Below are 25,757 nucleotides of genomic sequence, written 5' to 3' on the forward strand. Positions count from 1 at the left end.
TCGAGAGAGGCCTGTTCGCGTAAAAGCTCAGATTTGCGACGGCTCATCGAACTTCACGTCGACCGGTTTGTGGACAATTGTCATGTGGGCGACAAGACCGGCGATACTCGCAAGGAATAGCAAACTCGTGACGATCGTCCCGAACCCGAGGCCACCATACTCTGTCGGCTGTGACAGTAGATCGCCGAACGATGCACCCAGTGGGCGGGTAAAGATATAAGCGAGCCAGAAGGCAAGTATGGCATTCATTCCGAGGCCGTAATACGCCAGTGCAATGGCGCCGATAATAGCCCCGAACAAAACGCCGGTCGTCAGATATCCGAGGGCAAACACCTCTGCGACAAGATCGCCGACAGCCGTCCCCAGAGCGAAGGTGAAGAGAATGGCAAGCCAATAGAAGGCTTCCCGTCTCGTGGTGCGTATCGAATGAATAGACAAGGTTCTCTCAGATGCATACCAGACGGCAAATGTGACGATCAGTGCAATGGTGAAGGCGATCGCCGTGGACTGCAGGGCAACACCGAAATTGTCAACCAGGTTATCGGTGACCAGCGTGCCGACGATGCTGATCAGAACAACGGCAATCCAATAGACCGGCGGGACGTAACGTCGCTGCAGGAACTGCCAGACCAGCGCGACGATCAGCACAGCCCCCATCATCAGCGAGGTGGCAGTCAAGCCGAGCCCAAGATTGACCGCAAGGTAGTCGGCGGCGGTTTCACCCATGGTGACAGCCATGAGCTTTATCAGCCAGAATTGAACAGTGACTTCCGGCACGCGGTTCCTGTTGACCGTTGCTGTGAGATCATACTTCATAGGCCATCTCCCTTGCACGACAGTCACTTTTTGATGATCGCCATTGCGTCGGTGGAGAACTTGTCGGAGCGCGCATCGTCGTCCGCATTGCAGCGCTCCACGGCCTTGGCTTCGAGATCGTTGACCTTGGCCAAATCACCGGCGCTCAGCTTGGCGTTGGCCTTGGCGGCGCGCATCTCTTTCAGCATTTCTTCGCATGGCACGGTCGCCGCCACCGCGAAAGACGTCCCAAGTCCTGCGCTCGCAAGCGTTGTCAGAAGAGAAATTGCGATGATCTTGTACATAACCTTGTCCCGTGTTGTGAAGCGGTGAGGCTTCAGTTTAGCGTACCGCGAACATAGGCGGCGGCCACTGGTCTACAGTGCGGCTCATACGACGGCCTTGCCGGAGCAATACGGTTTCGTAAGGTTGCCGCTGTTCAGGATGTTGCCTGCGGAACCGGCGCTGCTTTACAAAAGCGTAATGTTACAGGAAGGTATTTGACAGGATTTGCGCGTAGAAGCAGGGTTAGCCATTGGGATCAAGCATCCCTTGAGACTTTTGGGGCCGGTCGATGCGAATTCTAGTGATTGAAGACGACCTCAAGACGTCCGACTATATCGTCAAGGGCTTTGCGGAAATGGGTCACGTCTGTGACGTCGTGGCGGATGGGCGCGACGCCCTTTTTCAAGCAACGCGCGAAAACTACGACATCCTGATCGTCGATCGGATGCTGCCAGGGCTCGACGGCCTATCATTGGTGAAGGCGGTCCGTGCAGCTAAAGTCAGGACCCCGGCAATCTTTCTGACATCGATCGGCGGCGTAGACGACCGAGTGGAAGGGTTGGAGGCAGGAGGGGACGACTATCTGCTGAAGCCGTTTGCTTTCTCCGAATTGTCCGCAAGGGTCAATGCGCTCAGCCGCCGCCCGCCGTCCCAAGAACAAATCACCGTCCTGCGTATCGCCGATCTGGAGCTTGATCTGGTCAAACGCCAGGTCCGACGCGGCGAGCAGCCCATCGAGCTCCAACCCCGGGAATTTACGTTGCTGGAAGTCTTGATGCGAAGCGAGGGCCGCGTAGTTACGCGCACCATGCTGCTGGAACGAGTATGGAATTTTCATTTCGATCCCAAGACGAGCGTGGTGGAGACCCACGTCAGCCGCCTGCGAGCAAAGGTCGACAAGCCGTTTCCGCTACAGTTGATCCATACCATTCGCAACACCGGCTACAGCCTGCATGGGCCACGCTAGTCTCTACCGCAGCACGCCGTTCCGCTTGGCGATGACCTTCGGACTTTTGTTCGTCGTCGCCTTTCTCGTGTCCGGACTGGTCACTTATCAGCTCCTCAAACGCCAATTGTCAGGCGCCCTCGACACATCAGTCTCAGAGATCTATTCAGTCACCGCGTCGGCCTATGCTCCAGACGACATAGAAGACCTGATAACGACAATCACTGCCTACTCCGACCTGAAATCGTCGGAGAAGCGTGTGTTTTCCCTGGTCGATCCCAAGGGAAAGCGGATTGCCGGCAACTTTACCGCCTCACCCCTCCCCGACGGCTTCTCCACCGTAGAGGGGCTTGACGTCGGCTCGGACGATGACAGTAAATTTCGCCTCTACGCTGGCACCGTCGGCGGGAACCGGCTGATCGTCGGACAGAGCTTCGCCGAGACGGATGACCTTGAGAACATTGCTTTTTTCAGCTTCAGCTGGGCCCTGGTGATGATCGTCCTCATTGCCATCGCGGGAAGCACATTTCTCGCCACGAGGGCGCAGAGACGTCTCGATGGCATCGTGCGGACAATGTTCGACGTATCGAACGGACAAATGGACGCCCGCATCCCCCTTCGCGCCAGCAAGGATGACATCGACACCGTTTCGAGGCAGATCAACCAGGCGCTGGATCGCTTGAGCGCCACCGTCGACGGAATGCGCCAGGTGAGCGCCGACATTGCCCATGAACTGAAGACCCCGCTCAACCGTCTGAAAATGACCATCGAGGAGGCTGTTGCCAAAGGCGACGAAGAAAACCCACTCCACACCTACCTCGTTGAGGCTCTCGCCGAAAGCGACAGGATCAACGCGACGTTCGAAGCCCTGCTTCGTATTTCGCAGATTGAAGCCGGGGCTCGCAAGGCACGCTTTCGCAACCTTGATCTATTGGACGTGATGAAGGCCGTGGAAGAGATTTATAGCGGCGTGGCGGAAGATAGTGGCCAGAGCCTGAACCTTGAGACGAATTTGGTCGAGGCCTGTGTGACGGGCGACCAAGAACTGCTGACGCAGCTTCTGGTCAACCTCGTTGAAAACGCAATCAATCACTGTCCAACAGGCACGCGCATTATCCTGTCGCTCTCAGCCACCAGCATCCATTTGGTCGCCGAGGTCCGCGACAACGGCCCAGGCATCCCGCCTCGCGAACGAGATCTCGTCTTCCAGCGACTGTACCGACTGGATAAAAGCCGGACGACGCCGGGCAGCGGTCTGGGATTGACCCTGGTGCGAGCAATATCTGACCTTCATTCCGGGCAAATTGTCGTGACCGACAATCATCCGGGGCTTCGAATATCGGTCCACCTCCCAAAAAGCCGTTCTACAAAACGTTGATCATTCGGCATCTCATTGATGCGCGAGCCAGCCAAGACGTGGCCGCCGCGCGCGACGATTGCCGAGATAGACGTTGGCGACACCGAAAGATCGTCATCACCTAACCCGCGGCGTAGTTTAGCGGATTGCCCGCACTGCAGAGACGTTGTGTATCCCTTTTTTGGACGTCGTGAAGGTAACCGATATTTTCTCGCCGGGCTTCAGCGTTTCCACCTCGATGCCCTCCGGAAGATGAAAGACGGTGCCGCCAACGAGCGTAAAGCTGTCTTTTGCTCTGTTCACGCTCTTGATCGTTCCGCTCACTCCAGCCGCGGAAGCCCCCTCGGCAAGCGGGCATAAAAGCAGAATAGCTGCTGCAAAGATCGCATATTTCATAACTCGCTCCTTTCAATGTGGGCTCAGCCGTCTAGCCGATTGATAGGCCAATTGAGCCGCGCCAGAATACTCGGAAATTCTCTCGGGTCCCTGTCCGTAGCCATACCAATCTGTAAGCTTCCGGATTTCTCGTTGGTCGCGGACAAGCCGTGGCTCGGCTCAACGCGGTGATCGATGTTCCTTCAATTGCGCGACGATGACCCGCCCGGCCGTCATCGCCCCCTGCAACATAACTTAATATGAAAAGACATTCCGCAACGTGGGCCTGACACATAGTAGGGCGTCACGAGGACGGCTGATGCGTTTCGCAAGCGCCTCCTCTTTTGCAGAACAAAGATGAGGCATCTCAATAATGCATATCAGGATATTCTCAGTCGCCGTCTTGGCTCTCTCCTCAGTTGCGCCCGCTATGGCCGCTGACGTGGCGCCCGAGAATTCGGCGCCGCAACCCCAACAATCAGCTTATTCGGCCTATGATTGGTCCGGTCTCTACCTCGGTGTTCAGGGAGGATATTCCTGGGACATAGCAAAATATCTAGGCACGGAGCAAAATCTCGACAGAGGTTCGCTCGGGGCTCATGCAGGCTATAACTTCCAGACTGGAAACATCGTTTACGGCATTGAGAACGACTTCAACTACAATTTCGAAAAGGGCACCGAAACCGATCTTCAGTGGGACGCGTCTGGCCGTGGCCGTGTCGGCTATGCCCTGGATCGAACGCTATTCTACGCAACTGCAGGTATCGCTGCGACAGGCGGCAAGGTTGACGCTCCGGCGATTGGAAAGAAGGACGATATCCTGATCGGCTGGACAGCCGGTGGTGGCGTCGGGCATGCTTTGACCGACCATATTCTCGTCCGCGGCGAATATCGCTATTCCGATTTCGGTAAGAAGGATTTTGGTTCCGGTCTTGGTGATTTCAGCCCCAGTCACCAAAAGGTCATCTTCGGCGCAAGCTACAAGTTCTGAGACGTGCGGCAGCCTGAATTTGAGCAAGCCGGGTCGGCAATCTAGCATGGCACAAGAAATTGGTTGCGACGGTGCGAAAGTAGAAGCCGTCGCCTTGACCAATCTTCTTCCGGACGGCGCCTGAGCCCGATTGACCTGAAGCGGATTGGAAAAGCTCGCACATAATGCCGTTAAGTTTGCCGATCTCGAGGACCAGGCAAGCACCGTCTGCAACGATCTGGAATTTCAGCAGGCAATTATCGACGCCACGGGATTGCAACGCACTGTTCGCGATTTTTCAGAGCTGACCGGTGATGTCAGACGCTTCAACAATCTGTTGGGTATCGTCTATACAGGCCGCCGCGGCGATGCTGAGAAATACGTCGTGGCCTTATACGAGGCAATTCAAGACCAAAATCTCGCCGTTGCAGAAAGTGTCTGGGACGCAAAGTTTAGGAAAGCGATGCGGCATTATCTTTCGCTTATCGCCGATGATGTTTCTGACGGCGCGAGCAAGCAGGCCTGATGTTGGCAGGGCCGTCTTCGCAAAATCCGGCTTGATGCCGACCCAGCGCTCGGCGTTTGCGTTTGACGCAATCCAGTTTGTCGCTGACGCTATAAAAAGAGTGGGCGATACGGCGCGCTTTGAAAGTGTTGTCGATGAATTCTTTTCTTGGCAGCAATTTTAAGATGGACGAGCATAATCATGCCCCACACTCCCATGCAAATCATAGAGTGCGTGACGGAAAAGCTGTCGTGCTCGATAGTGTCGGGGTTAGATCCTGCGCTGGCCACAGCCCGGCAAGCAGCCAAGCGAAAGGACGTTCCGTCGGTGCGGATTCACAGCCAGTTGGAAAGCGCGATTGCCCCAGGCATCGATCCCGCAGAGTCAATGAGCCTGTAGGAATGCCCGTCAAGCGCCGCGAGCGCTTCAATGGGCTTGGCGCAGTGCCTCGTGCGCCCTCATCACGGCATCCGCCTCCTTCCCGTAAAGCTCCTCGAAATGATCGAAGGTCTTGGAAAAATAACCAATGCCCTGCGTCGCCGAGCGCAGCGCCCGCGCCAGATCGGCAAGTGCGGCGCCTGGCACGAGTGCCCGGAAAATGTCCCATCCCTTGACGGTTTCATCCCGATCGAAGCCGAGAATCTGGCCGTTGAGAGCAGAGACGATCTGGACGAGGCTGCCCGAATATACTGAGGGGACGTGAATTTCGCCGCGGAAGACCGGCTGCATCAGGACGGTTGATCCTTCGGAAAGCGCTTGACGCACCCCCATTTTCGACGCAGTCCGGAAGGCGTGTTCCGAACTGTCGACGGCATGGTGTTGCCCGTCGGACAGCGTCACGCCGACATCAATGACCTGAAAGCCGAGCGGTCCCTTCTCCATCGCTTCGCGCGCGCCCGCTTCGACGGCCGGGATGTAGTTGCGCGGGACGACGCCGCCCTTGATGGTTTCGCCAAAGGTGAAGCCGTGGCCACGCCCGTTCGGGTGAATGCTCAGCTTCACATCCGCGAATTGCCCTGCGCCGCCAGTCTGTTTGCGATGGCGGTAGTGCACCTCCGATGGTTTCGTGATTGTCTCGCGATAGATTGGGCTGGGCGTTTGGTCGGTCACAGCGATGTGAAACACATCGGACAGTGTTCGGCAGAGATCACGCAGATGCACGGGCCCCTGGGTGCAGACGAGCTGGGCGCCGGTGCCTTCCTCCTGCAAGACTATCAGGCCCCGATCAGTCTCGGAAAGCTTTGCGAGCGTTTCGGAGAGTTTGGTTTCCTCGCGCTCGCTGCCCGGAATCAGTATTCTTTCAAGCATTGGCGTGGGTGGTTCCGTCCACTCAGGCGGAGCGACCACCGCGTCGCGGGTCAACAGCGAAGGCACGCGCAGGTGGTCGGATTTGACCGCCGCGAAGACATCCCCCCGCGCTGGCACAATGGCCGAAGTTGACCGCCCACTTGCGGGATCCTGTAAGGCGCCGAGGCTGGAGCCCCCCAGCGACGCGCCTTGCCGCAGTCCCTCGCAAAGTGCGCGCACGAGGACGGTCTTGCCGACATTCTGGCGATAAAAGGCATGGAAGCTCACCGCCATCACCTTGCCTTCATCTACAGCGCCGGCCTGAGCAAGACGTTGCCGAAGTGTCCCTACCGGTGGTGCCTCGTGGCGCAGCGCCTTCATTAGCCTCATGATGCCGTTGCCATGACTTGCGGCACCGATCAGGACTGGGATAATCCTGTTTTCCTTGAGAATCCGTGATGAAATGGCATACAGCGCGTTGCTAGGTGGCTCACGGTCCTCGATCAGCTCCTCGAGAAGCCAGTCATCGAATTCCGACAGGTGTTCGAGGAGTTCGGTGCGCGCTTCGTGCTCGCGGTCGGTGGCGCTTTCGGGAATTTCGATCAGCGCGGAAGTCTGACCTTCCCGGTAGCGCCACGCCCGTTCCGAGATCAGATCGCAACTGCCTACGATCCTGTCCCCCTCGCGTATCGGGATCTGGCGAAGCAGAAGGGTGTGGTTCGCGTAGTCTTGAAGCGCTGCGATCACGTCCCTGAGCCGTCCTCTCGGTTCGTCCATCCGGTTGACGAAGATGATGCAAGGCGTCCCCGAGGCCTCGATTATCCGCAGATGGGGCGCGGCAAGCACAGCCTCCTTGGGTGCCGGTGAAACACACAGGATGCAAATGTCGCTGGCAAGAAGAGCGTGCTGTGCATGCGCCAACGCTTCGTTGGGTCCTGGCGTATCCAATGCACACCAGGCCTCGTTTCCCGAGGTGAATGCTGTCAGATTCAGTCCATAAGGAGATGTGGATTTTCTGGGCGCCCCCTCCAGGGAGCTGAGCTTTCCCACGACCGTCGATTTTCCGGTCTGCGAGGGTCCAAGTACGGTAAAGCAGCGCATCGGCATTCCTCCAACTGCCAAAAGTACCATTTTCGGCTATCACAGGATGCCCTGAACGGCTGCAAGGCGCTAGAGGCGCGATTGCTGAAGCGGCCTTTTGACCGCTTCAGGGGAGGTAAGCCCGAACCAAACAGAAAATGACAGGCTCGCTGTGAGCGCAGTCTTTTCGGCTGGGCAATGCTCGGAGCACAAATCCCAGGCACCGCTTACGGCTGGGCGGGCGCGGATTTCTGGAGCTTTTCCTGAACTCTCTTGGCGACTGCCGGATCGTTCTGCGCCGCTGTTAGAATGGCGCTATATTCATCCACCGATATGCCCGGAGTGGCCTCCACGGACTGCACCATTTGTTTGCTGGCTTCAGTCTGTAGCTTTTGTTTCGCCGCCGCGTCCGGCGTTGCTCCAAGCTTGGCCGAATAGTCCTGCCGGACCTTGTCGACGTGGAGATAGGCGACCGCAAAGGCTTCGATTTTCTGATCGCTGATGGCTGCACCAGCGCCATTGCTGTCTACTTGCCCGGGGATCGGCGGCCGCTCTTGAGCCTTCTCCTGTGCGAATGCGGCATTGCCGAGAAAGATCAAGCTGAAGGCAGCAGCGCTCAACGATGCAGCACGGGTATGGCGGGTGATCATATTCATTCCTTTGGATTGTACGGCGTGAACGGCGGCATATTGCCTTGCTCTGGCCGTGGGTTGGGGTTGGGGTGCGATCTGGCAACCATGCGACGCTCAGGCGATGGCCGCGTGGCAACAGCGAGGTGATCTGCTGACCATTGAGCGGCGACTTTATGGCACACCACGTGACCGCTTCAGCGAAAGACGGCGGCTGCAACGTCGACGGCCTCCAAAATATGGCCATGCGGCGCAAGGTCGGATCGAGGCGACGGCCGCCGATTTCCTGGCCGCAGCGCTGCATCGATCTGAACGACAAGTTTGCGTCATCTCTCGCGAGCAATTGCTTCGGCGCGTGGGAATTCCATTTGGCGGTGGCTGGCCAAACGGCAATCACTCGCGCCTTCAGCATCAAGCTGATCCAGCGCCAGGGGGCGAACAGTCAGATCAAACTGGAAGAGCGGCTAGCGCGGTGGGCTGCTCATGGTCCATGACCGTGTCGACACCGGCAGCTTCTATGTGACCCACGAATTTCTTGCAATGATGCTCGACCGTCGGCCGGGCGTAACGGTGGCGCTGCAAATTCTCCAACCGAGGCGCTTCATCAAATCTCAGCGGGGCGAAATTTTCGTCAAGGACCGCCAAGGGCTTATCGGCCTCAGCCAAGGCACCTATGGTCCCGCCGGGACAGAATATGAACGCCTGACCGGCATTCCGCTGGGGAAATCAAAGTGGTCCCCCACAGACGACGCGCAGCTGTTGCGACCCGCGTGATCAACAACTGAACCAACGTGTCACTCGAGGACGAAGCATGCCCTCATTTGATAGCGTGCGCCCCGGAGAAGCCTCCATCGCCGTTCTCATCAATCTCTTTCAGGAGGCCTGCGCTCGACATGATTATTCGCCGGACGGGGACGAAAGTTCAGATCTCTTGGTGCTCTCACACACGCATTTCAGAGAGGCGCTCGTCGCTCTCGTCATGAATCTCGTCCGCAAATGAGATGGCAGACTGGTTCAAGGTGTTGGCGGGCTGACATTGTGGGCGGAGAGTGACCCTTTGAGGTGATGGGCGGCGCGGTCGCAGGCGTCTCGGTCGGATCGATATAGCTTGAGAATCCGTACCGCGTCGGTTCTTGTGATGGCCTGCTTCTGAATGAAGTAGTCAGTTCATAGGCATCGGACATTTTTTCCGATCCTGCATGATTTTGATTGCCGTGATGGTCATCGCCTCCCCCCTGTTGTGCCAAATCAGTTGTATCGACTTAACAGAGAGCCGCCTCGTCAGGCGGAATGGTATAAAAGGAGACAATGTCCAGATCCAGCGGCTCCTGGTCGGTCAATGATGTGCAAGATGCACGAGCGCGTACTCGACAGCGAGTGCCCTGTCCATGACAACTTTCAACCCTGCCTCTTCGGCCTTGCGTGCTGCCGTATCGTCGCGGACGGTCAACTGACCCCAGATCACGTGTGGCCTATCCGCGAGGGCAAGTACTTCGTCTACAACGCCGGCGAAGTCGCCCGCAGGGCGGAAGACGTCGACCATGTCGATATGGTCGCAGATGTCGCCAAGATGTGCGTAGACTTTCTGCCCCATAAGCGTCTGCCCCTCGTAGGCCGGATTGACGGGGAAAACGTGATAACCCTTGCCAAGCAGAAATCCGCAGATCCAATGGCTCGGCCTGTCGTCCCACACGGACGCGCCGACCACAGCGACATTTTTGACAGAAGAAAGAAGGCCAGCCAGATAGTCGTCGGAATAGTGATCGTGGTTCATTGAAGTCTCCTCCCGGTTGACGTCGTTCCAACATAGGATTGCTGCTTCGTCGGCGCTGAACTCGCGTTAAGCTCAGGCAGCACTCGCCGAAAGTCGGCGTAGAACTTCGTTAACGCTGCTCAGCGGTAGAGGCTTTCCGAACAGGTACCCCTGGATTTCGCTGCAACCCTGTTCCCTCACCCGGCGCAGCTGCTCGGTTGTCTCGACACCCTCAGCGGTCGTCGTGATGCCAAGGCTGGTGCCGAGGTCGACCACGGCCTTCACGATGGCGGCGCAATCCCTGGAATGCCCAAGCTCGCGAATGAAGGATTGGTCAATCTTGATCTTGTCGAACGGGAAAAGCCTCAAATAGCTCAGCGACGAATACCCGGTGCCGAAATCATCCATCGCAATCCGAACGCCAAGACTCCTGATATGATGCAGGGTCGCCAAGGCTGCCTCGCTGTTGGTCAGGAGGACGGATTCCGTGATCTCGAGTTCAAGCCGGGAGGCTGACAAACCGGACTCGGTAAGGGCCGAAACAACTGTGTGTGCAAGCGTCTGACTTCTGAACTGAAGCGGGGAAAGGTTTACCGCTATGCTGATAGGCGCTGGCCAATGTGCAGCATCTTTACAGGCTTGACGCAAGACCCATTCCCCGATGGGCACAATCAAGCCGGTCTCCTCCGCCAATGGAATGAATTCATCGGGTGAAACCAAGCCACGTTCGGGGTGGTTCCAACGCAAAAGTGCTTCAAAGCCGATTATCTGTTCGGTCGCGGTATCGACTTGCGGCTGGTAGTAGATTTCGAACTGCCTGGCCACCAGTGCGTGGCGAAGATCGACCTCGAGCTTGCGCCGCACCTGGATATTGGCATCCATGGCCGGCTCAAAGAAGCAATAGGTGCTGCGACCGCTTGATTTCGCTCTGTACAGAGCGGTATCCGCATGCCTCAGCAAGACATCGGCGGCGTCACCGTCATCCGGCGCAGTTGCGATGCCGATGCTGACGCCGATATGAATGGTGTGACCGTCGATTTTAAAGGTTTCACCAATGGCGTCGACAAGTCTTTGCGCAAGGGATGACGCTTGTCGTCTTGTTTGAACACATCTCTGGAAGACCACGAACTCGTCGCCGCCCAGTCGAGCGATGTTGTCGCCCTCACGCAAGCAGCTCTTCAGTCTCTCCGTGACCTCCTTAAGTAAGAGGTCGCCCACGGCATGTCCCAACGTATCGTTTACGTCCTTGAAGTGGTCCAAATCCAAACACAAGAGCGCGATGGCATTTCCATCGCCGCCACGGGCTAGTTCTCTATCCAGTTTCTCCCGCAAGAGCGTTCGATTGGGCAATCCGGTCAGCGGGTCATGACCCGCCATGTGTTTGATCTGTTCTTCGGCGCGCACGGCCTCAGTGACGTCTTCATGCGTCGCAACATAACCGCCGTTTACCATCGGCTGATGCGAGATTTTTATCACTCTGCCATCCGCCAGCGAGATGTTTTGGCTGGCAGTGGAGCCCTTGAGCGCGGCTTCGATGACGACATCGAAATATGTATCCCGACGGGCGGGCGCATTGCCGGTTATCTGGCGATAGTCGAGGATCTGCGTAAGGGATGTCCCGCGCAGCGTTAAAAGCTCCGGCAGATCGTACAGTCGAGCGTACGCAATGTTGCACAACAACAGATTTTTGTCGGCGTCAAACATGCACAATCCATGCGGCATATTGCTTAACGCTGCATCGAAACGGCTATTCTGATCTGCTAGCTCTTTTTTCATGCCTGAAAGCGCTGAGATGTCGTCGAATGTGATCAACCACCCACCGTCACTTGTAGGGATGGAGGTCATCAAGACCACCCGCCCGTCAACGACGACCTCTTGGTGGAATGGCGTTAGGCATGTGTGGAGCTTTGTCAGCCAATTCTCGCTTTCGCCCGAGGACGATTGCGACGAGTGAGCATGGACCGGGATCAGTGCGGCGATCGTTTTCGCACTGACGCCAGTGTAGATCACTCCCTCAGGGGGCCGCAGCAATTCCTTCAGTCGATCGTTGAAAAGCGTCAATCTTAGGTCGGCGTCCAGAACCGCAATGCCCTGCGACACATTATCCAGAATAACCTGAGAGGAATTGAACATAATCTACCCTTGCAAGAACAGCGAGTACACGCAAGCCTAGAATGCGCTTAATGCGATAACACTTAATGAATGCTTATTCGGCGTCCAAAAGCTGTCCGGCGGACATCGAGCATTTCTACCGACCGTCATGCACATGGCGTCGTTGCAACCTCGTCTCGTCCATCGGCTTCCCCCTTGGACACACTATCCTTGGTATGTCTGACAGGCGGTCACTGAAGGGTAACCTTTATGTTTCTCAGGATATCGTCGAGGTTCAGCAGCTCGCATAGATCATGTGCGCCTTCGAGATCGAGGGCGCTGAGTTCTCGACCATTCAGCACAACGGTCACGCCAGCGCTGATGTCATTCACCGACCACCCATTGCCCTCGTAGCACTAGTCTTTGTCAAACCGAGGGTGGCCATCAAATCATTTTAACGCTGACCGGGAAATGTTTGCTAAATATTTTTGAGAGGGATCGGATTACATGGACGCCTGGGAGCCCTGCGTCCGACACGACGGAATCGATGCTGAACAATGGCCTACTGGCGGTTTCCTGGACGCTCGTTAGGGTTCGCATGAAACCCTACAGGCCGCCCTGGGTGCAATCAATTTGCCAAAATCAGTCCAGGCATCCCGGTCGACGATCCCTGGAATATGATCGAGCGGCCGCTTTGAATATGGGAACAATGTTGCTGCCCAGTTGTTGTACAGGTATCCAATTAGGAGGATATTCTATGAGAAACGCCATTCTCGCCTGTACGATGGCAGTGCTAACAGCCGGTTCCGTTGCTTTGCCAGCATTGGCCGACGACGTTTTTGTCACCGGTCAGCGCTACTATGACGACGGATACAACAACGACAATGGGTATCGTCATCATCGTCATCGGCCGGGTATCGTTATCAACGACCGCGGCGTTACCTTTGGTTCTGCCGAGCAACGTGACCACTATCGCAATCGTGACAGGTGCTCGACCAAGACCATGACACGCCAGACGGATGACGGCTCTGAAGTCACCAAGACAATTCGTCGTTGTGACTAGCAACCGAAAGAACCCGGCCGAAAGCGAGCCGGGTTCGTCATTTTTGGCATACTTGCACGCGCCCATTTGGGCATTTGCCGAGATCCAAGCATCGAACTGCTATGCTAGGCGCCCATGGTGGCGCAATATGAGACCGACGGCGCCCATGCAGTCGTCAAGAAACCTTCCGATCGCAAATTGCGGCGCGGAACCTTCTACATCGCCCGGCTTCACCAGAGTGTATTTCGCGTGACTGGACCTCATCGGAGCGAGGCATTTCGCCCGCGGCGGCCAGACCACCACTAGTGACGAACAGGCCCGGGTTGATGATGGTGCCAACCTGCGCCAAACCGTCGGCAGCTTCGCCGGCATCTTCAAGCAGGCGTGGAAGCCGATATCGCCCGCGCCGCCGCGACGAAATCTGCCATCGAGATGGCCCCAGCCAAGCGCCTCAGCGACGTTCAACACCGTCGCGCCACTGCAACGGAGCTCAAGACAACCACGAGTACCGCAACTGCAGAGATCGCCATGAGGGTCGAGCACCATATGGCTCAAACTCTCCGGCGGTACCGGCAACGCCCGTCAGTACCTTTGCCGTTCGCAACGATGCGCCGATGCTAGATCAAGCTTGAAAACACGAAGTCTTCAACACCCGCGGCAGCGCCCTGACAAGATCTCCGACGCAATGCATTGCGGTTCTTGCCGCTTGAGCGATGGAGCAAGGCCGTGACAGGCTTGTCTCCTGGTATCGATCAAATGCTCTGGACGAAAAGCGTCTCCCAAGCGCGCCAGCGAGATTGTTCGCGGATCTGCTCGGAAGATAAACAGCGCCGCCCTCCCTTGCTCCGGATCAGTTGGGAATTCGACATCCGCTTTGGCGACTGCCAGCCTTTAGTTCCCGGACTTTGCTTGAGTAGCCCACTAACACCAATCAGATTGGCGGTAGATCAGGCGGCTTATTCCGACGATCGCCTCGATGGGTGTCAGCGTGTTGTGGGTATGCTCATCCCTGCTTGCCAACGCGGCAAGGTTTCCCCTAGCGGGTTCGCGCGCAATGCCCCGGGGATTTACGTCGGCTTGCTGGCCTCGATGAAACGGCGGAGTGCTGTGGCCGCGTTCAACATATGGGCTCGCATGCGCCGAGATGCCATCTCGCCGTCACCCTCCGCTATCGCCTGCATGATGGCATCGTGTTCATCTCTGGATCGGCGCATGCGCTCGCCTTGGCGAAGTTGCGTGCGTCGAAAGGCATTGAGCCTGCTGCGCACTGCGATCGCTTGTTCCGCAAGAAAGCCGTTGTGGGTGGCGTGATAGATCCTGTCATGGAATTCGAGGTTGAATGCGTCGTAGGCGTCATAATCGCCCTTCTCGACAATAGCCTCCGACAAGTCGTGCATTTCAATCAGGTGGCTGCGCTCGATCGGCGTCATTCGGTAGGTGGCAAGCCTGACGCACATCGCCTCAATCTCGGCGACAGTCTCGAACATCTCCATGATTCGTTCGGGAGTCATGCGGGCAACAACGACGCCGCGCCGCCCGCGAACCTCGACAAGGCCGCTGACCGCCAGTTGACGCAACGCTTCTCGGACCGGGGTGCGCGAAGCGCCGAAGCGGTCTGCAAGTTGCTGTTCGTCCAGCGCCGCGCCAGCCTCCAGGAGCCCCTGTGTTATCTCGTCGGTGAGCGCATTGCGAATGCGATCGGACAATAGTCCTCGATCACCAGCGTCATCATCACCTTCCAATTCCTTCGTCATACCGCAAGCTCCTGAAGTCTTTCCTGCGCGTAAAGCGCCCGTCCGTGTATGCAAATCCAGCATACGACCCACATCGTGTATACAATATCGCTATCACGAATATGTTATGTATTCAATAGTTGACCAATTTACTTTTAAAGGATACACAATGCCCATGATAGCAGGGCCTTGCACACACAAGACCGCTAAAGAGCCCAGCTGGAATACGCGGAAGGAAGTTTTTGCAAAATGGGACGGCCGCGAATAGCGCTTCGCGTCAGGCCCGCTCTCGGCAATATCTTGTTTACCAACAGACGCCGCCGGGTCTCCGCGGTCAGCCAGCACGACCTCGTATCCATTCTCGAAACTGTTCCACGCAGAAGGAAGCCAAATCATGATGATGACCAGACGCTCTTTCTCAGCCGCCCTTGTTGCCGGTGCCGCCACCTCCCTTCTCTCGGGCCGCGGCATAGCGGCGACGCCCGCCCCGGTGAAGGCCCGCAACGTTGTCCTCGCGCATGGGCTGTTCGCCGACGGATCGTGCTGGTCCGAGGTGATCGCGCGGTTGCAAAAGGGGGGGCTCAATGCCACGGCCGTTCAAAACCCTCTTACGACGCTGCCTGAAGCAGTAGCCTCAGTCCAGCGGGTCCTCGCAAGGCAGGACGGCCCGACGGTTCTAGTCGGACATTCCTTCTCCGGGATGATCGTCACCGAGGCCGGCGTCCACCCGAACGTGTCGGCGCTGGTTTATGTCGCAGCGCGCGCGCCGGATGCGGGCGAAGACTACACCGCATTGGCCAAGACGTTTCCCACACCTCCCGCCTCCGCAGGCATCGTCTTCGACGGTGATGAAGGTCGTCTCAGCGAGGCCGCGTTTCTGCACGATTTCGCGGGTGACCTGCCCGAAGCAAAGGCAAAGGTGCTCTATGCCGTCCAGGAACCGTTCAACAAGGCTCTGCTCACCGGTAAGACCACGCAAGCGGCCTGGCGTTCAAAGCCGAGTTGGTACGCCGTTTCGACGGAAGACCGTACGATCAATCCAGACCTCGAGCGTTTTATGGCGAAACGCATGGGTGCCAAGACCATTGAATTGAAGTCGAGCCATCTCTCGCTCATCTCTCACCCGGATGAGATCGCCCAGCTAATTCTCGAGGCGGCGGGCCAGACCGCGGAGTGAATTCAGCGGCGGCAAAACAGTAGATCGTGGCTACCGACCGACTGATCCGCTTCTGTGAGCAGTTGTCACCTAAATACCCGGACTGTGTCATCAACCCTATCCTTGAGATCGATGCTGCGAAGGCTGGTATCAGATCCACCGTCTGGGCCACAGGCTAAGCGCTCGATTTCGGTTGGCTGAAAATTGGAAAGTTCGACGAGCGTGGCTGGCCCATACATGAACGCGGTGTGAAGCCTACTCCATGACTTTATTTTCTGGGGCCTCCGTGACTTTCGCACAGAGCGTCGCCGTTCATCTGGGGCGTCTGGCATGACGCCGACTATTTGGCGGATCACATCGCGAAGCGAAAACAATTTGAATTGCAGACCGCGACCGCAAGCCGATTGCCGTGCTACGGACGTGGCCTGTCGAAGAGGGCAAGATGTCAGTTGCGCGGGAAGGAATTGCCGCGACCGTCGGCTTAATCTCTCTATGCCTAGCTGGATCATCCCGTCTAGTATGTCCTGAAGCCTCGAAGCAATCAGGACCGGTTTGCCATGACGATCTCATCCCTGCTTTCCCGCATCGACTGGGTAGGACAAAGCTGCACCTTGCTGCGGGAAACCGCCACCGAATTCGAAAGAACGCAACCTTTCGAGGGGCTGACGATAGGCACGGCCATTCATCTCGAGCCAAAAACGGTGGCTTTGCTGATGACGTTGAAGGCCGGGGGAGCCCGTCTCGTCGCGACCGGCAATCTCAACAGCACCCAGCCCGAAACGGTTGCCTATCTGCGTACGCAAGGCATTGAGGTCATCGGTGGCCAGACGACCGATGAAGCCGCACATCACGGATTCATCGACGCGTTGCTCGACCAAAATCCGGAAATTCTGCTGGACAATGGCGGCGATCTTTTCGCGCGGGTGGCCGAGCGGCCCTACGCCAAGCTGCGCGGCGGCACCGAGGAAACGACATCGGGACGCACTCGTCTCGAACCCATGCGCCAGGCGATTGGTCTTCCGGTTCTCGTCATCAACGACAGCCCAATCAAACAGTTTGCCGAAAACCGTCATGCTGTCGGCCAGAGCCTGTTTGAAAGCTACATGCGCTTCACCAATCGCTCGACCAACGGCAAGCGAGTGACTGTTTTCGGCTATGGCGCCTGCGGAAAGGGTACGGCGGCATGCTTCAAAAACGCGTACAGCGCTGTCAGCGTGGTCGACATCGACCCGGTAACGACGCTTGAAGCCCATCTCGACGGCTTCTCCACACCGCTGCGCGACGAAGCGATCCGCTCGGCAGATATCATCGTTACGGTGACTGGCTATCCTGCAATTCTGACGGCCGCAGACACCGGATTGCTGAAGGACGGCGTCATTCTCATCAATGGCGGGCACTTTCCCAATGAGATCGACGTCGCGGCCCTGCGCGTGGACGCATCGGTCAAGAGGGTCGACAGCTACGGGCAGGATGGGATCCAGACGATTCATCTGAAGGACGGACGTCGCGTTCACATTCTGAGTGGCGGACACATGGCCAACCTGGCGGGCCCAAGGCCGCTTGGAAATTCGGTGGAATCAATGGACCTTGGCTTCACATTGCAGGCCCGATGCCTTGAGCGCGTGGCAAGCGGCAAGCTAGACGCATCAATGTGCGTCGTCCCTGTCCCGCGCGATATCGATGCGATGGTTGCCGCCGCCTATCTCGATCTTCACCGATAACACAAAGGTAACACGATGCTACGCTGGGCGATCATCGGCACGAGCTTCATTTCCGAGACGATGGCGAAGGCTATCGCTGCGAGCGAAGGTTCGCGGATCGAAACTGTATTCGGGCGCAACGCCGGTCGGCTTTCGGACTTCGCGGACCGTCATGGCATCGCCAAACGCTATACCGACTACGATCTCCTTTTGGACGATCTCGATATCGATGTCGCTATATCGGCCTGCCAAACAATATCCATCACGAAGCCGTCATGAAAGCGGCTTCGAGGGGCAAAGCGATCGTTTCGGAAAAGTCGCTGACTACAACGATGGCGGATGCCGACAGGCTCGCCCAGGCCGTGCGGTCCGCCGACGTCTTTTTCCTGGAAGGCCTGATGTATCTCAGCCATCCCTTGATGGAAAAGGTTGGCGAAATCATCCGCTCGGGACGCCTCGGCACAATCCGGTCCGTGAGCGGTTCCTATGCCGCCGACATCTGGAAGCTGGTCAATCCGCTCGGCAACGGCACGATCTTCAATCTCGGCTGCTATCCGGTTTCGCTGCTGCAGTATGTCGTTCAAACGGCATTTGGAGCTGAGGTCTTCACCGACCGCGTGACGCGTGGCAGCGGCAACGTATCCGGCCACGACGGCAACATCTGCGACGCGGCACTTCTTGTCCGCTTTGGTAACGGTGTGCTCGCCACCATACAGTCCACCGACAGTTACGGGATGAGCTTCGATTTTGCCATCCACGGCGATTGCGGCGTGTTGCGCTTCCGTACCAATCCGTGGTTGCCGATCGCCGGCGAAAATGCGCTGGAAATTCAACTCTATGATGGTGGGGCGGAAACCATTGTCGTCACCTCCCTTTACGATGCCTTTCAACATCAGGTCATGCGGGTGGAGGAATGCCTGCGTCTCGGGCTGAGGCAAGCTCCCCGACCATCCCCTCGCCTGTCGGACTCGCTCGAGATCATGGCATTGCTCACCACATGGGAAGAGCATTGCAGGACAACAATCCCACAGCCCCGCCACGATCCGCGATGACCCCGAGGCGGGGGAGACCATGGCTTAAGCCCGTCCCGCCACCGGGAGGTGGCGAGACATTGGTACTGGCGGTTCGAACACTCAGTTTTTCACCGTATCCTCAAGGAAGAAGCGGCCCAGCGGATTCTGATAGAAATTGTCAACGTTCTTGCGCGAGACGTTGATGTAGGGGCTGTAATAGAGGTCGATCCAGTTGACGTCGTCCTTGGCCATTTTCTGCAGGTCGACATACATCTGTTGACGTTTGACCGGATCGAGTTCCAGACGGGCTGCTGCGACCAACTCCTTCACCTTCTCGTTCTTGTAGTGGGTCGAGTAGTTGTTGTTGGAGTCGTGGCCGAGGACGAAGGTCGTCTTCTGGTCCGGATCGAGAATGTCGTTCGTCCAATAGTTGACGGAGATGTCATAGTCGCCGGCGACCGTCATGTCCCATTCCTGGCTCGGATCGACCTTCTGGAGCTTGGCGGTGATGCCTGCCTTCTGAAGCTGCTGCTGTAGAAGGACTGCGATCTGCTCGTCGACTTCGTCGCCGGCTCTCAGCAGATAGTTCAGTGTCAGATCGGAAGCACCGGCAGCCGCCAGCATCTGCTTGGCCTTCTCCGGATCATAGGGTCGCTGCATGTTGTCAGCGTAGTAATAGAGCGCACCTTTCGGGATGTAAGAGTTGGCAACCTGCCCCTGACCGAAGGTGACCGCGTCGATGATTGCCTTCTTATCTATCGCCATGTCCAGAGCCTGACGGACTTCCTTCTTTGCAAGCGCACCGTGCTCGTGGTTGATGAGTAGATGGTCTTCGCGGGTTGAAGGGTCGATATCGACGTTGAGGTTCGGATCCTTCTTCAATTCCTCCACGCGGGAGAAAGGAACGAAGATGGCAGCGTCGAGTTGGCCTGCCTGCACGTTCAGCATTCGCGTATTGTCATCCGGCACCGATATCCATTCGACACCGTCAAGCTTGACGCGGTCGGCCTGCCAGAAGAAAGGGTTCTTCTTTAAAATGACGCGGTCGCCGCGGCGCCATTCGTCGACGACGAAGGCGCCCGATGCGATCGGTTTATCGCTGTAGCCGTCCGAGCCGAGCGCTTCCATGCCCTTCTTGGAAATGACCGAACTGTTCGGCAGCGCCAGGGTTGAAAGAAATGGTGCCGACGGGTTCTTCAACTTGACCGTCAGCGTATGGGCATCCGTGGCAACAGCCGTATCGACCACCTTGTAGGAATCGCTCCAGAGCGAAGCCTTGTCGTCGCGGATGCGAAGGAGGCTGTAGGCTGCGTCTTCTGCAGTGAGCGGTGAGCCGTCGGAAAATTTCGCGTCCCTGATCTTGAAGCTGTAGGTCAGGCCGTCGCTGGAGACCGTCCAGCTTTCGGCGAGACCTGGCTCAAGCTTGGTACCGGTCTTGTCGACACGCACAAGCACATCATAGACGTTGGAAAAAACCCAGTTGTCGATATTCTGCGCCGTCTTGATCGGATCGAACGTCGTCGAATCTTCGCGACGACCGATGGTTAATACACCCGCCGCTTCGGCAAAGCTGGCGCTGAGAGTAAGGCCGGCCATGACGGCCGCAAGTCCGATTGTCTTCCACCTGTTGATCATGAATTCGTTCCCTTGTTGTTATTGCATGCGTTTGATTGGCTGCTGCGGCATGAATTGGGGTTCGCCGTCGACGACTTCGCGAAGCAGCGGCTTGTCCGGATTGATGTCCGGGATAGCGGCGATAAGGGCTGCGGTGTAGGCGTGTTTCGGCCGGACGAAGATTTCCTCGGAAAGGCCTTCCTCAACGATTTCGCCCTGATACATGACGACGACGCGATCGCAGAGATTGCGCACGATCGCGAGATCGTGGGCGATGAAGATCAGCGTCAGATTCATCTTCCGTCTGAGGTCGCGGAACAGATCGATGATCTGGGCCTGGATCGTCACGTCGAGGGCGGCGACGCATTCGTCAGCGATGATAAGCTTCGGATCGACGGCGAGTGCCCGCGCGATACCGGCGCGCTGGCATTGGCCGCCGCTCATGCTGCGCGGCTTGCGGCTCGCAAATTCTCGATCGAGCCCGACAAGGTCCAGCAATTCGCCGATCCGCGCAGGAATGCTGGCGGCGCTGACCTTCCCTTGAACCTTCAGCACTTCGGCAAGCATGTCGCCGATCCTCAAGCGTGGATTGAGTGCGTTGTAGGGGTCCTGGAACACCATCGCGGTCTCACGCCGCAGCTTTCCAAGGGCTGCGCTCTTCTGCTGCGCGAGATCGACGCCCTCGAAGGTGACGTGACCGGAGGACAATGGCGTCAGTCCAAGAACGGCGCGGGCAAGCGTGCTCTTGCCGCTACCAGATTCGCCAACGATACCGACGCTCTCTCCTGGCATGACCCGGAGACTGACGCCCGAAACGGCGCTCACTGTCTTGGCGCCGCTCTTGAAAAGACCGGCCCCGACAGCGAAGCGGACATGGAGATCGTCGACTTCAAGCAACGGCTTGACACCCGGCGCCGGCATGGTTTCGCCTCCACCAGCCGGTGTCCCGTTAGTCATCGATGGATGGCTGGCAATCAGACTGATCGTGTAGGGATCCTGCGGCTTTAAGAGTATGTTGCGCTTGGGACCCTGTTCGAGCAGTCGACCGCCACGAAGCACAGCGATGCGGTCGCAGGTCTGGGCGACAATGCCGAGGTCGTGGGTAATAAGGATGATCGAGAGGCCGCGCTTGTCGCGTATATCCATCAGCAGCCGAAGAATCTGCGCCTGTATGGTGACGTCGAGCGCGGTCGTCGGTTCGTCGGCAATCAGGATTTTCGGATTGCAGGACAACGCCACCCCGATCATCGCCCGCTGGCGCATGCCGCCGGAAAACGCGTGGGCGTAACTGTCATATTGCCGGATCGGATCGGGAAAGCCGACTTGTGCCAGTATCTCGGTTGCCGCGGAGCGCGCCTGGCGGGCGTTCAGTCCCTGGTGATAGCGGATACCTTCGGCGATCTGGTCGCCAATCCTCATGACCGGATCGAGATGGCTCGTCGGATTCTGAAAGATCATGCCGATCTTGCCGCCGCGAACTTTCAGCATCTCGGCATCACTGATCCGGGTAAGATCGCGCCCTTCCATCAGGACCGATCCACTGTCGATCGTCAATAGCGAAGAGGGCAGCAGTCTGACCAGCGAGCGGCAGAACAGGCTCTTGCCGGAACCGCTTTCGCCGACCAGGCCAAGGATTTCACCTTCACGCAGGTCGAGCGAGACAGCATCGATCAACGTGCGGACACCGTCGTCGAGATACGCCCTGACGGTCAGGTCGCGAACCGAAAGAACGGGAGCGCTCATTCGTGCACTCCCAGAAGTTCGCCGAGCCCATCGCCGAGCATGCTGAAGCCGAAGGCCAGGCATACGATGGAAAGGCCCGGGAAAAGCGTGATCCACCACGCAGTCGTTACGAAACTCTGGCCGTCGGCCACCATCACGCCCCATTCGGCAACGGGCGGCTGAACGCCAAGCCCAAGATAACTGACCGCCGCTCCACTTAGCAGAACGAGGACGGCATCGGACATCGAAAAAACCAGCGACCCGGCTATCGCGTTCGGCAGGAGGTGGCGGAACATGATGCGCGCGCGGCTGAAACCGAGGCTGACAGCAGCAATTGCATAGTCGCTACTTTTAAGGATCAGCATCTGGGCGCGGATCAGCCGGGCATAGGAGACCCACCCGACCAACGCCATCGCGATGTAGAAGCTGCCAAGGCCAGGGCCAAGAATGGCGATGATTGACAGCATCAGAACCAGGAAAGGAAACGCCAGGATGACATCGACAAGGCGCATGAACGCCGCATCGACAATTCCGCCGAAGAATCCTGCGATCGTCCCGACCGTCGTGCCAATCACAAACGGGAAGATGACGCCGATGACCGCAATCTGTAGGTCGATGCGCGTCCCCCAGATGACCCGGGAGAGAATGTCACGGCCAAAATTGTCGGTACCGAAGGGGTGCAGCCAGGATGGCGGCTGCAGCCGGACGTCGCCGCCCTGCAGGATCGGATCATAGGGCGCAAGAAGGGGCGCGCCGATCGCCAGCAGTAAGAAGATCAGCAATATCCCGCCACCCACCGCAAGCGTCAGCCGCTTCCCGAAGAAGCGTCGCCAGTCCAAAGTCAGGGGAGCGCTTGCCTTGACGCTCATAGCTTCACCCTCGGGTCCGCTGCGACGGTGATGATGTCGGCAATGAAATTGACCAGCACGGTGGCGCAGGCAAAGACCATGGCGACGCCCTGCACCACCATGTAGTCGCGGGAGAAGATGGCGCGTACCAGCAGTTGCCCCATGCCGGGAAGCGCAAAGACGCTCTCGACCACCACTGTTCCACCGATCAGCCAACCGATATTGACGGCAAGCAGATTGATGGTCGGCACGATGGAATTGGGCAACACATGCCGCCAGAAGACGATGCCCTCGGGCATGCCTCGTGCACGTGCCGCGGTTGCCACATCGGATTTCAGGGATTCGATCATCGCGGCGCGCAGGCTGCGGGTGAGCACGGTCGATAGCGACAACGCGATCGTCAGGCTCGGCAGAACCAGATGCGCGAGCTTTTCACCGATCGTATTGCCGTAACCGGAGACAGGAAACAGGCCGAGGTCGACGCTGAAAAGGATGATGAGCATCAATCCGAGCCAGAAGGGTGGGAAACCGATGCCGAAGGTCGACAGGATGCGGACGACATGATCAGGCGCGCGGCCGCTGTTGCGGGCAGCCAGCGCAGACATCGGAAGGGCAATCAGGATCGACAGGACGACGCTCGAAAGCACCAGCGCCACCGTCGGTTCGATACGGGTGAGGATAAGCTTCAAAACGTCGATCTTGTAGAGGATGGATTTGCCCATTTCGCCATTGGCCAGATTGCGCAGGAAATAGAAGTATTGAAGCCATAGCGGTTGATCGAGGCCATACTGGGCGCGAATGTTGGCGATCGCCGTCGGCGTGGCGCGGGTGCCGAGAATATTGCGGGCGGGATCGCCGGGAATGAGACGCACGAGGATGAAGGTAATGACGCTAATGCCGAAGAGCACCGGAAGGAACTGCAGCGGGCGGCTCAATACGAACTTATAGCGATGCATCGTGGCTGGTGCCCCTTTGCTTTCGTCGGCTTTGGTTCGGGTGTTCCTGCATTATAGTTCCTTGTGCCGAGACAGGAAATCGAGGAGCACTGGATAGTAATCCCCGGGATTCTCATAGAACGGCATGTGGCTGGCGTTGGCAAAGACCTTCAGCTCCGCATTCGGGAGCGCGAGTTTCATTCTGAGCGCGCAGGCCGGCGTCAATTCGTCATGCTCGCCCGTCGTGATGAGGACCGGCATCGTCACCCGCGGCAGATCGGGAATGCGGTTCCAGTCCTTGAGATTGCCAATGTAGAGAAATTCGTTCGGTCCCTGCATCGTGGCGTAGGGACCGATGTTCCAGTCGTCGAGGGAGCGACGGACGGGAGCCGGCCATTCTGGCAACCGGCAAACGTGGCGGTAGTTCAGGATTGTGACCGCGGCCAGATATTCGGGATGATCGTAGGTGCCCTGGGCTTCGTGCTTTTGCATCATCGCGACCGTCTCTGCCCCGAGGGCAGCGCGCAGCCGTTCCAGTTCCAGGACCAGATGCGGCATATCGGCGACGGTATCCTCCAGAATGAGCGAGCGGAGATGTTCTGGATAGGTCAGTGCATAGTCGATTGCGAGCCAGCCGCCCCAGGAATGTCCGAGCATATGGACCTTGCCGAGCCCCAGCGCCTGGCGAACCGTTTCCGTCTCCTCGACATAACGCCCGATGGTCCAGAGCGCGCGGTCGTCCGGCCGGTCGGAGGCCCCCGTGCCGAGCTGATCGAACGCCACGACGCGATAGCCCTTGTCAACGAGGCAGGAATGAGCCTCGCGCAGATAGTCACAGGGAAGGCCGGGACCGCCGTTGAGACAGAAGACGGTTTCGCTGCCGTTGCCAAAGCTGTAGGCGACGACCCGATAGCCGTCGACTTCGACCTCGTAGCGTTCGTCCGGCTGTATCTCGCGCCACATGTAATTTACTCCAAGCGAAGATTCTTCTTGCTCAACATTTGGGCATGGCTAAATTTTTACCGGAAACCGCTGTCCATACCAGCTATAAGAAGTGATAGGGTGGCGGATGAATGCCGGACGGAGCCGCTATGCTTGACGAGATTGGGACGATCAGACGGAAGTTCACGGCCCACGAGACGCTGGACGGGCGGATAGACCAGATATTCGAAGCCATGAAAAATCTTGGCTTCGAGGCACTGATTTACGATTACACGCCGGTCCCCTACGATCTCAACGGCGACATTATGATCCCGTCGCTTCTAAAGCTGCGCAATATATCCGAAGATATGCACGAATACTGGTGCGATCGCGGCTATTTCCGTTTCGATCCGGTGCAGCAGGTTGCCCTGCGCACCTCGACACCGTTCTTCTGGAATTATGACAGGAACGCCGGCACCCTTATCAACCGTTTCATGAGCGAGGACAGCGAGCCCGTCGCCCGATATCTCAGCGAGCGTGATATGTCGACCGGCGTGACCGTGCCCGTTCACATGCCGCGCGGCGACTATGCGACGGTGACCGGTGTCAGCTTTGGGCAGAGCAAGGATTTCGAAAAGCACGCGCTGCGCTACATCGCCGATTTCGGATTGCTCGCGCACGTCTTTCACGAAGCGGCCTATCCTCTCTTCGACGCCGCAGCATTGAACGTCGGCAAGATGCGCCTGACAGACCGGGAGCGCGAATGCCTGCGCCACTCGGCGGAAGGATTCTCTGCAAAGGAGATATCACGGATCATCCAGCGCTCGGTGCCGACGGTCGTCATGCATCTGAACGCAGCAGCCAAGAAGCTCGGCGCCAAGAACCGCACGCAGGCGGTCGTGCGCGCCACGCATTACCGCCTGCTCGACGACCGGCCCTCCTATAACTTGTGATAGCTGCCGAAGGCTTTCGGCCCGCGCTATGCTCTCCATCACTGCTC

25 protein-coding genes and 1 pseudogene are annotated in these 25,757 nt (G+C 57.7%); 11 read left to right on the forward strand and 15 right to left on the reverse strand.

Annotated elements, in window-relative coordinates:
- Window positions 1–27: 27 nt before the first annotated feature.
- Together CPY51_RS08350 and CPY51_RS08355 are read right to left on the reverse strand one after the other, a co-directional pair.
- Window positions 28–816, reverse strand: coding sequence for a COG4705 family protein (locus tag CPY51_RS08350; protein WP_111159808.1), 789 nt, complete (start codon window positions 814–816; stop codon window positions 28–30).
- A gap of 23 nt (window positions 817–839) precedes the next feature.
- Window positions 840–1,100, reverse strand: coding sequence for a hypothetical protein (locus CPY51_RS08355; protein ID WP_111159809.1), 261 nt, complete (start codon window positions 1,098–1,100; stop codon window positions 840–842).
- A gap of 269 nt (window positions 1,101–1,369) precedes the next feature.
- On the opposite strand from CPY51_RS08355, the gene CPY51_RS08360 reads away from it, so the two are divergent.
- A complete protein-coding gene (locus tag CPY51_RS08360; protein ID WP_111159810.1) occupies window positions 1,370–2,047 on the forward strand; it encodes a winged helix-turn-helix domain-containing protein in 678 nt (225 codons plus the stop codon).
- Entirely contained in the window at window positions 2,034–3,404 is a 1,371-nt protein-coding gene (locus CPY51_RS08365) for a sensor histidine kinase (protein ID WP_111159811.1), read from the forward strand. Before CPY51_RS08360 ends, CPY51_RS08365 begins: the two co-directional genes overlap by 14 nt.
- Before the next feature lie 117 nt (window positions 3,405–3,521).
- On the opposite strand, the gene CPY51_RS08370 is transcribed toward CPY51_RS08365, so the two are convergent.
- Window positions 3,522–3,779 (reverse strand): DUF1344 domain-containing protein, encoded by a 258-nt coding sequence (locus tag CPY51_RS08370; RefSeq protein WP_111159812.1) that lies wholly within the window; start codon window positions 3,777–3,779, stop codon window positions 3,522–3,524.
- 352 nt (window positions 3,780–4,131) lie between these two features.
- Here CPY51_RS08370 and CPY51_RS08375 point away from each other — a divergent pair, with 352 nt between their 5' ends.
- Window positions 4,132–4,749, forward strand: coding sequence for an outer membrane protein (locus CPY51_RS08375; protein ID WP_111159813.1), 618 nt, complete (start codon window positions 4,132–4,134; stop codon window positions 4,747–4,749).
- Between the two features lie 145 nt (window positions 4,750–4,894).
- Complete coding sequence (locus CPY51_RS08380) at window positions 4,895–5,254, forward strand: hypothetical protein (RefSeq protein ID WP_244598538.1); 360 nt, start codon at window positions 4,895–4,897, stop codon at window positions 5,252–5,254.
- 405 nt (window positions 5,255–5,659) lie between these two features.
- Here CPY51_RS08380 and CPY51_RS08395 read toward each other — a convergent pair whose 3' ends face one another.
- Complete coding sequence (locus CPY51_RS08395; protein ID WP_111159816.1) at window positions 5,660–7,621, reverse strand: elongation factor G; 1,962 nt, start codon at window positions 7,619–7,621, stop codon at window positions 5,660–5,662.
- 206 nt (window positions 7,622–7,827) lie between these two features.
- A complete protein-coding gene (locus CPY51_RS08400; RefSeq protein ID WP_111159901.1) occupies window positions 7,828–8,250 on the reverse strand; it encodes a DUF4168 domain-containing protein in 423 nt (140 codons plus the stop codon).
- A gap of 462 nt (window positions 8,251–8,712) precedes the next feature.
- Between CPY51_RS08400 and CPY51_RS08405 the strand changes: the two genes are divergently transcribed.
- Complete coding sequence (locus CPY51_RS08405; protein WP_195909475.1) at window positions 8,713–9,003, forward strand: winged helix-turn-helix domain-containing protein; 291 nt, start codon at window positions 8,713–8,715, stop codon at window positions 9,001–9,003.
- 562 nt (window positions 9,004–9,565) lie between these two features.
- On the opposite strand, the gene CPY51_RS08415 is transcribed toward CPY51_RS08405, so the two are convergent.
- From CPY51_RS08415 to CPY51_RS32500, 3 genes are all read right to left on the reverse strand, one after another.
- Window positions 9,566–10,003, reverse strand: coding sequence for a CoA-binding protein (locus tag CPY51_RS08415; RefSeq protein ID WP_111159818.1), 438 nt, complete (start codon window positions 10,001–10,003; stop codon window positions 9,566–9,568).
- 72 nt (window positions 10,004–10,075) lie between these two features.
- On the reverse strand, window positions 10,076–12,115 hold the full coding sequence (locus CPY51_RS08420) for an EAL domain-containing protein (protein ID WP_111159819.1): 2,040 nt from the start codon (window positions 12,113–12,115) through the stop codon (window positions 10,076–10,078).
- A gap of 209 nt (window positions 12,116–12,324) precedes the next feature.
- Entirely contained in the window at window positions 12,325–12,465 is a 141-nt protein-coding gene (locus CPY51_RS32500) for a hypothetical protein (RefSeq protein ID WP_154677725.1), read from the reverse strand.
- Window positions 12,466–12,830: 365 nt separating this feature from the next.
- On the opposite strand from CPY51_RS32500, the gene CPY51_RS08425 reads away from it, so the two are divergent.
- Entirely contained in the window at window positions 12,831–13,136 is a 306-nt protein-coding gene (locus CPY51_RS08425) for a hypothetical protein (protein ID WP_111159820.1), read from the forward strand.
- 99 nt (window positions 13,137–13,235) lie between these two features.
- Here CPY51_RS08425 and CPY51_RS34045 read toward each other — a convergent pair whose 3' ends face one another.
- Together CPY51_RS34045 and CPY51_RS08435 are read right to left on the reverse strand one after the other, a co-directional pair.
- Complete coding sequence (locus tag CPY51_RS34045; RefSeq protein WP_111159821.1) at window positions 13,236–13,661, reverse strand: hypothetical protein; 426 nt, start codon at window positions 13,659–13,661, stop codon at window positions 13,236–13,238.
- 521 nt (window positions 13,662–14,182) lie between these two features.
- Window positions 14,183–14,869, reverse strand: a complete 687-nt coding sequence (locus CPY51_RS08435) for a GntR family transcriptional regulator (protein WP_111159822.1) — start codon at window positions 14,867–14,869, stop codon at window positions 14,183–14,185.
- A gap of 373 nt (window positions 14,870–15,242) precedes the next feature.
- On the opposite strand from CPY51_RS08435, the gene CPY51_RS08445 reads away from it, so the two are divergent.
- From CPY51_RS08445 to CPY51_RS08455, 4 genes and pseudogenes are all read left to right on the forward strand, one after another.
- Window positions 15,243–16,025, forward strand: coding sequence for an alpha/beta fold hydrolase (locus tag CPY51_RS08445; protein WP_111159824.1), 783 nt, complete (start codon window positions 15,243–15,245; stop codon window positions 16,023–16,025).
- Between the two features lie 536 nt (window positions 16,026–16,561).
- Window positions 16,562–17,725, forward strand: coding sequence for an adenosylhomocysteinase (locus CPY51_RS08450; RefSeq protein WP_111159825.1), 1,164 nt, complete (start codon window positions 16,562–16,564; stop codon window positions 17,723–17,725).
- A gap of 60 nt (window positions 17,726–17,785) precedes the next feature.
- Window positions 17,786–18,030 (forward strand): annotated as a pseudogene (locus CPY51_RS33895) (Gfo/Idh/MocA family oxidoreductase); the annotation flags it as partial.
- Between the two features lie 93 nt (window positions 18,031–18,123).
- On the forward strand, window positions 18,124–18,756 hold the full coding sequence (locus CPY51_RS08455) for a Gfo/Idh/MocA family protein (protein WP_338049415.1): 633 nt from the start codon (window positions 18,124–18,126) through the stop codon (window positions 18,754–18,756).
- An 81-nt stretch (window positions 18,757–18,837) separates the two neighbouring features.
- Here the strand turns inward: CPY51_RS08455 and CPY51_RS08460 are convergent, their stop codons facing one another.
- Genes CPY51_RS08460 through CPY51_RS08480 form a run of 5 tightly spaced genes read right to left on the reverse strand, consistent with a single transcriptional unit; the run spans window position 18,838 to window position 24,799 of the window.
- The gene (locus CPY51_RS08460) at window positions 18,838–20,352 is read right to left on the reverse strand and encodes an ABC transporter substrate-binding protein (protein ID WP_111159826.1); all 1,515 of its coding nucleotides are present in this window, start codon (window positions 20,350–20,352) and stop codon (window positions 18,838–18,840) included.
- 18 nt (window positions 20,353–20,370) lie between these two features.
- Window positions 20,371–22,074: a dipeptide ABC transporter ATP-binding protein gene (locus CPY51_RS08465; protein ID WP_111159827.1), complete on the reverse strand. Its 1,704-nt coding sequence runs from the start codon at window positions 22,072–22,074 to the stop codon at window positions 20,371–20,373.
- Window positions 22,071–22,922, reverse strand: a complete 852-nt coding sequence (locus tag CPY51_RS08470; RefSeq protein ID WP_111159828.1) for an ABC transporter permease — start codon at window positions 22,920–22,922, stop codon at window positions 22,071–22,073. Before CPY51_RS08470 ends, CPY51_RS08465 begins: the two co-directional genes overlap by 4 nt.
- Window positions 22,919–23,857 carry an ABC transporter permease gene (locus CPY51_RS08475; RefSeq protein ID WP_111159829.1) on the reverse strand — a complete coding sequence of 313 codons (939 nt, stop codon included), beginning with the start codon at window positions 23,855–23,857 and terminating at the stop codon, window positions 22,919–22,921. The genes CPY51_RS08470 and CPY51_RS08475 overlap by 4 nt, the downstream gene beginning before the upstream one ends.
- 51 nt (window positions 23,858–23,908) lie before the next feature.
- Window positions 23,909–24,799 carry a proline iminopeptidase-family hydrolase gene (locus CPY51_RS08480; RefSeq protein ID WP_111159830.1) on the reverse strand — a complete coding sequence of 297 codons (891 nt, stop codon included), beginning with the start codon at window positions 24,797–24,799 and terminating at the stop codon, window positions 23,909–23,911.
- 128 nt (window positions 24,800–24,927) lie between these two features.
- Between CPY51_RS08480 and CPY51_RS08485 the strand changes: the two genes are divergently transcribed.
- Complete coding sequence (locus CPY51_RS08485; RefSeq protein ID WP_111159902.1) at window positions 24,928–25,710, forward strand: helix-turn-helix transcriptional regulator; 783 nt, start codon at window positions 24,928–24,930, stop codon at window positions 25,708–25,710.
- The last annotated feature ends 47 nt before the right edge of the window (window positions 25,711–25,757 follow it).

This window comes from Arminella tubonensis, from assembly GCF_003240585.1.
Classification (GTDB): domain Bacteria; phylum Pseudomonadota; class Alphaproteobacteria; order Rhizobiales; family Rhizobiaceae; genus Rhizobium; species Rhizobium tubonense.

Bases quoted from the DNA above. Each gene is read 5' to 3' on its own strand.
- CPY51_RS34045 (WP_111159821.1), bottom strand. From the start codon at position 13,661: ATGGTGCTCGACCCTCATGGCGATCTCTGCAGTTGCGGTACTCGTGGT.
- CPY51_RS08350 (WP_111159808.1), bottom strand. From the start codon at position 816: ATGAAGTATGATCTCACAGCAACGGTCAACAGGAACCGCGTGCCGGAA.
- CPY51_RS08460 (WP_111159826.1), bottom strand. From the start codon at position 20,352: ATGATCAACAGGTGGAAGACAATCGGACTTGCGGCCGTCATGGCCGGC.
- CPY51_RS08415 (WP_111159818.1), bottom strand. From the start codon at position 10,003: ATGAACCACGATCACTATTCCGACGACTATCTGGCTGGCCTTCTTTCT.
- CPY51_RS08475 (WP_111159829.1), bottom strand. From the start codon at position 23,857: ATGCATCGCTATAAGTTCGTATTGAGCCGCCCGCTGCAGTTCCTTCCG.
- CPY51_RS08485 (WP_111159902.1), top strand. From the start codon at position 24,928: ATGCTTGACGAGATTGGGACGATCAGACGGAAGTTCACGGCCCACGAG.
- CPY51_RS08465 (WP_111159827.1), bottom strand. From the start codon at position 22,074: ATGAGCGCTCCCGTTCTTTCGGTTCGCGACCTGACCGTCAGGGCGTAT.
- CPY51_RS08360 (WP_111159810.1), top strand. From the start codon at position 1,370: ATGCGAATTCTAGTGATTGAAGACGACCTCAAGACGTCCGACTATATC.
- CPY51_RS08405 (WP_195909475.1), top strand. From the start codon at position 8,713: ATGGTCCATGACCGTGTCGACACCGGCAGCTTCTATGTGACCCACGAA.
- CPY51_RS08450 (WP_111159825.1), top strand. From the start codon at position 16,562: ATGACGATCTCATCCCTGCTTTCCCGCATCGACTGGGTAGGACAAAGC.
- CPY51_RS08470 (WP_111159828.1), bottom strand. From the start codon at position 22,922: ATGAGCGTCAAGGCAAGCGCTCCCCTGACTTTGGACTGGCGACGCTTC.
- CPY51_RS08435 (WP_111159822.1), bottom strand. From the start codon at position 14,869: ATGACGAAGGAATTGGAAGGTGATGATGACGCTGGTGATCGAGGACTA.
- CPY51_RS08355 (WP_111159809.1), bottom strand. From the start codon at position 1,100: ATGTACAAGATCATCGCAATTTCTCTTCTGACAACGCTTGCGAGCGCA.
- CPY51_RS08400 (WP_111159901.1), bottom strand. From the start codon at position 8,250: ATGATCACCCGCCATACCCGTGCTGCATCGTTGAGCGCTGCTGCCTTC.
- CPY51_RS08480 (WP_111159830.1), bottom strand. From the start codon at position 24,799: ATGTGGCGCGAGATACAGCCGGACGAACGCTACGAGGTCGAAGTCGAC.
- CPY51_RS08425 (WP_111159820.1), top strand. From the start codon at position 12,831: ATGAGAAACGCCATTCTCGCCTGTACGATGGCAGTGCTAACAGCCGGT.
- CPY51_RS08370 (WP_111159812.1), bottom strand. From the start codon at position 3,779: ATGAAATATGCGATCTTTGCAGCAGCTATTCTGCTTTTATGCCCGCTT.
- CPY51_RS08375 (WP_111159813.1), top strand. From the start codon at position 4,132: ATGCATATCAGGATATTCTCAGTCGCCGTCTTGGCTCTCTCCTCAGTT.
- CPY51_RS08420 (WP_111159819.1), bottom strand. From the start codon at position 12,115: ATGTTCAATTCCTCTCAGGTTATTCTGGATAATGTGTCGCAGGGCATT.
- CPY51_RS08395 (WP_111159816.1), bottom strand. From the start codon at position 7,621: ATGCGCTGCTTTACCGTACTTGGACCCTCGCAGACCGGAAAATCGACG.
- CPY51_RS08445 (WP_111159824.1), top strand. From the start codon at position 15,243: ATGATGATGACCAGACGCTCTTTCTCAGCCGCCCTTGTTGCCGGTGCC.
- CPY51_RS08455 (WP_338049415.1), top strand. From the start codon at position 18,124: ATGGAAAAGGTTGGCGAAATCATCCGCTCGGGACGCCTCGGCACAATC.
- CPY51_RS08365 (WP_111159811.1), top strand. From the start codon at position 2,034: ATGGGCCACGCTAGTCTCTACCGCAGCACGCCGTTCCGCTTGGCGATG.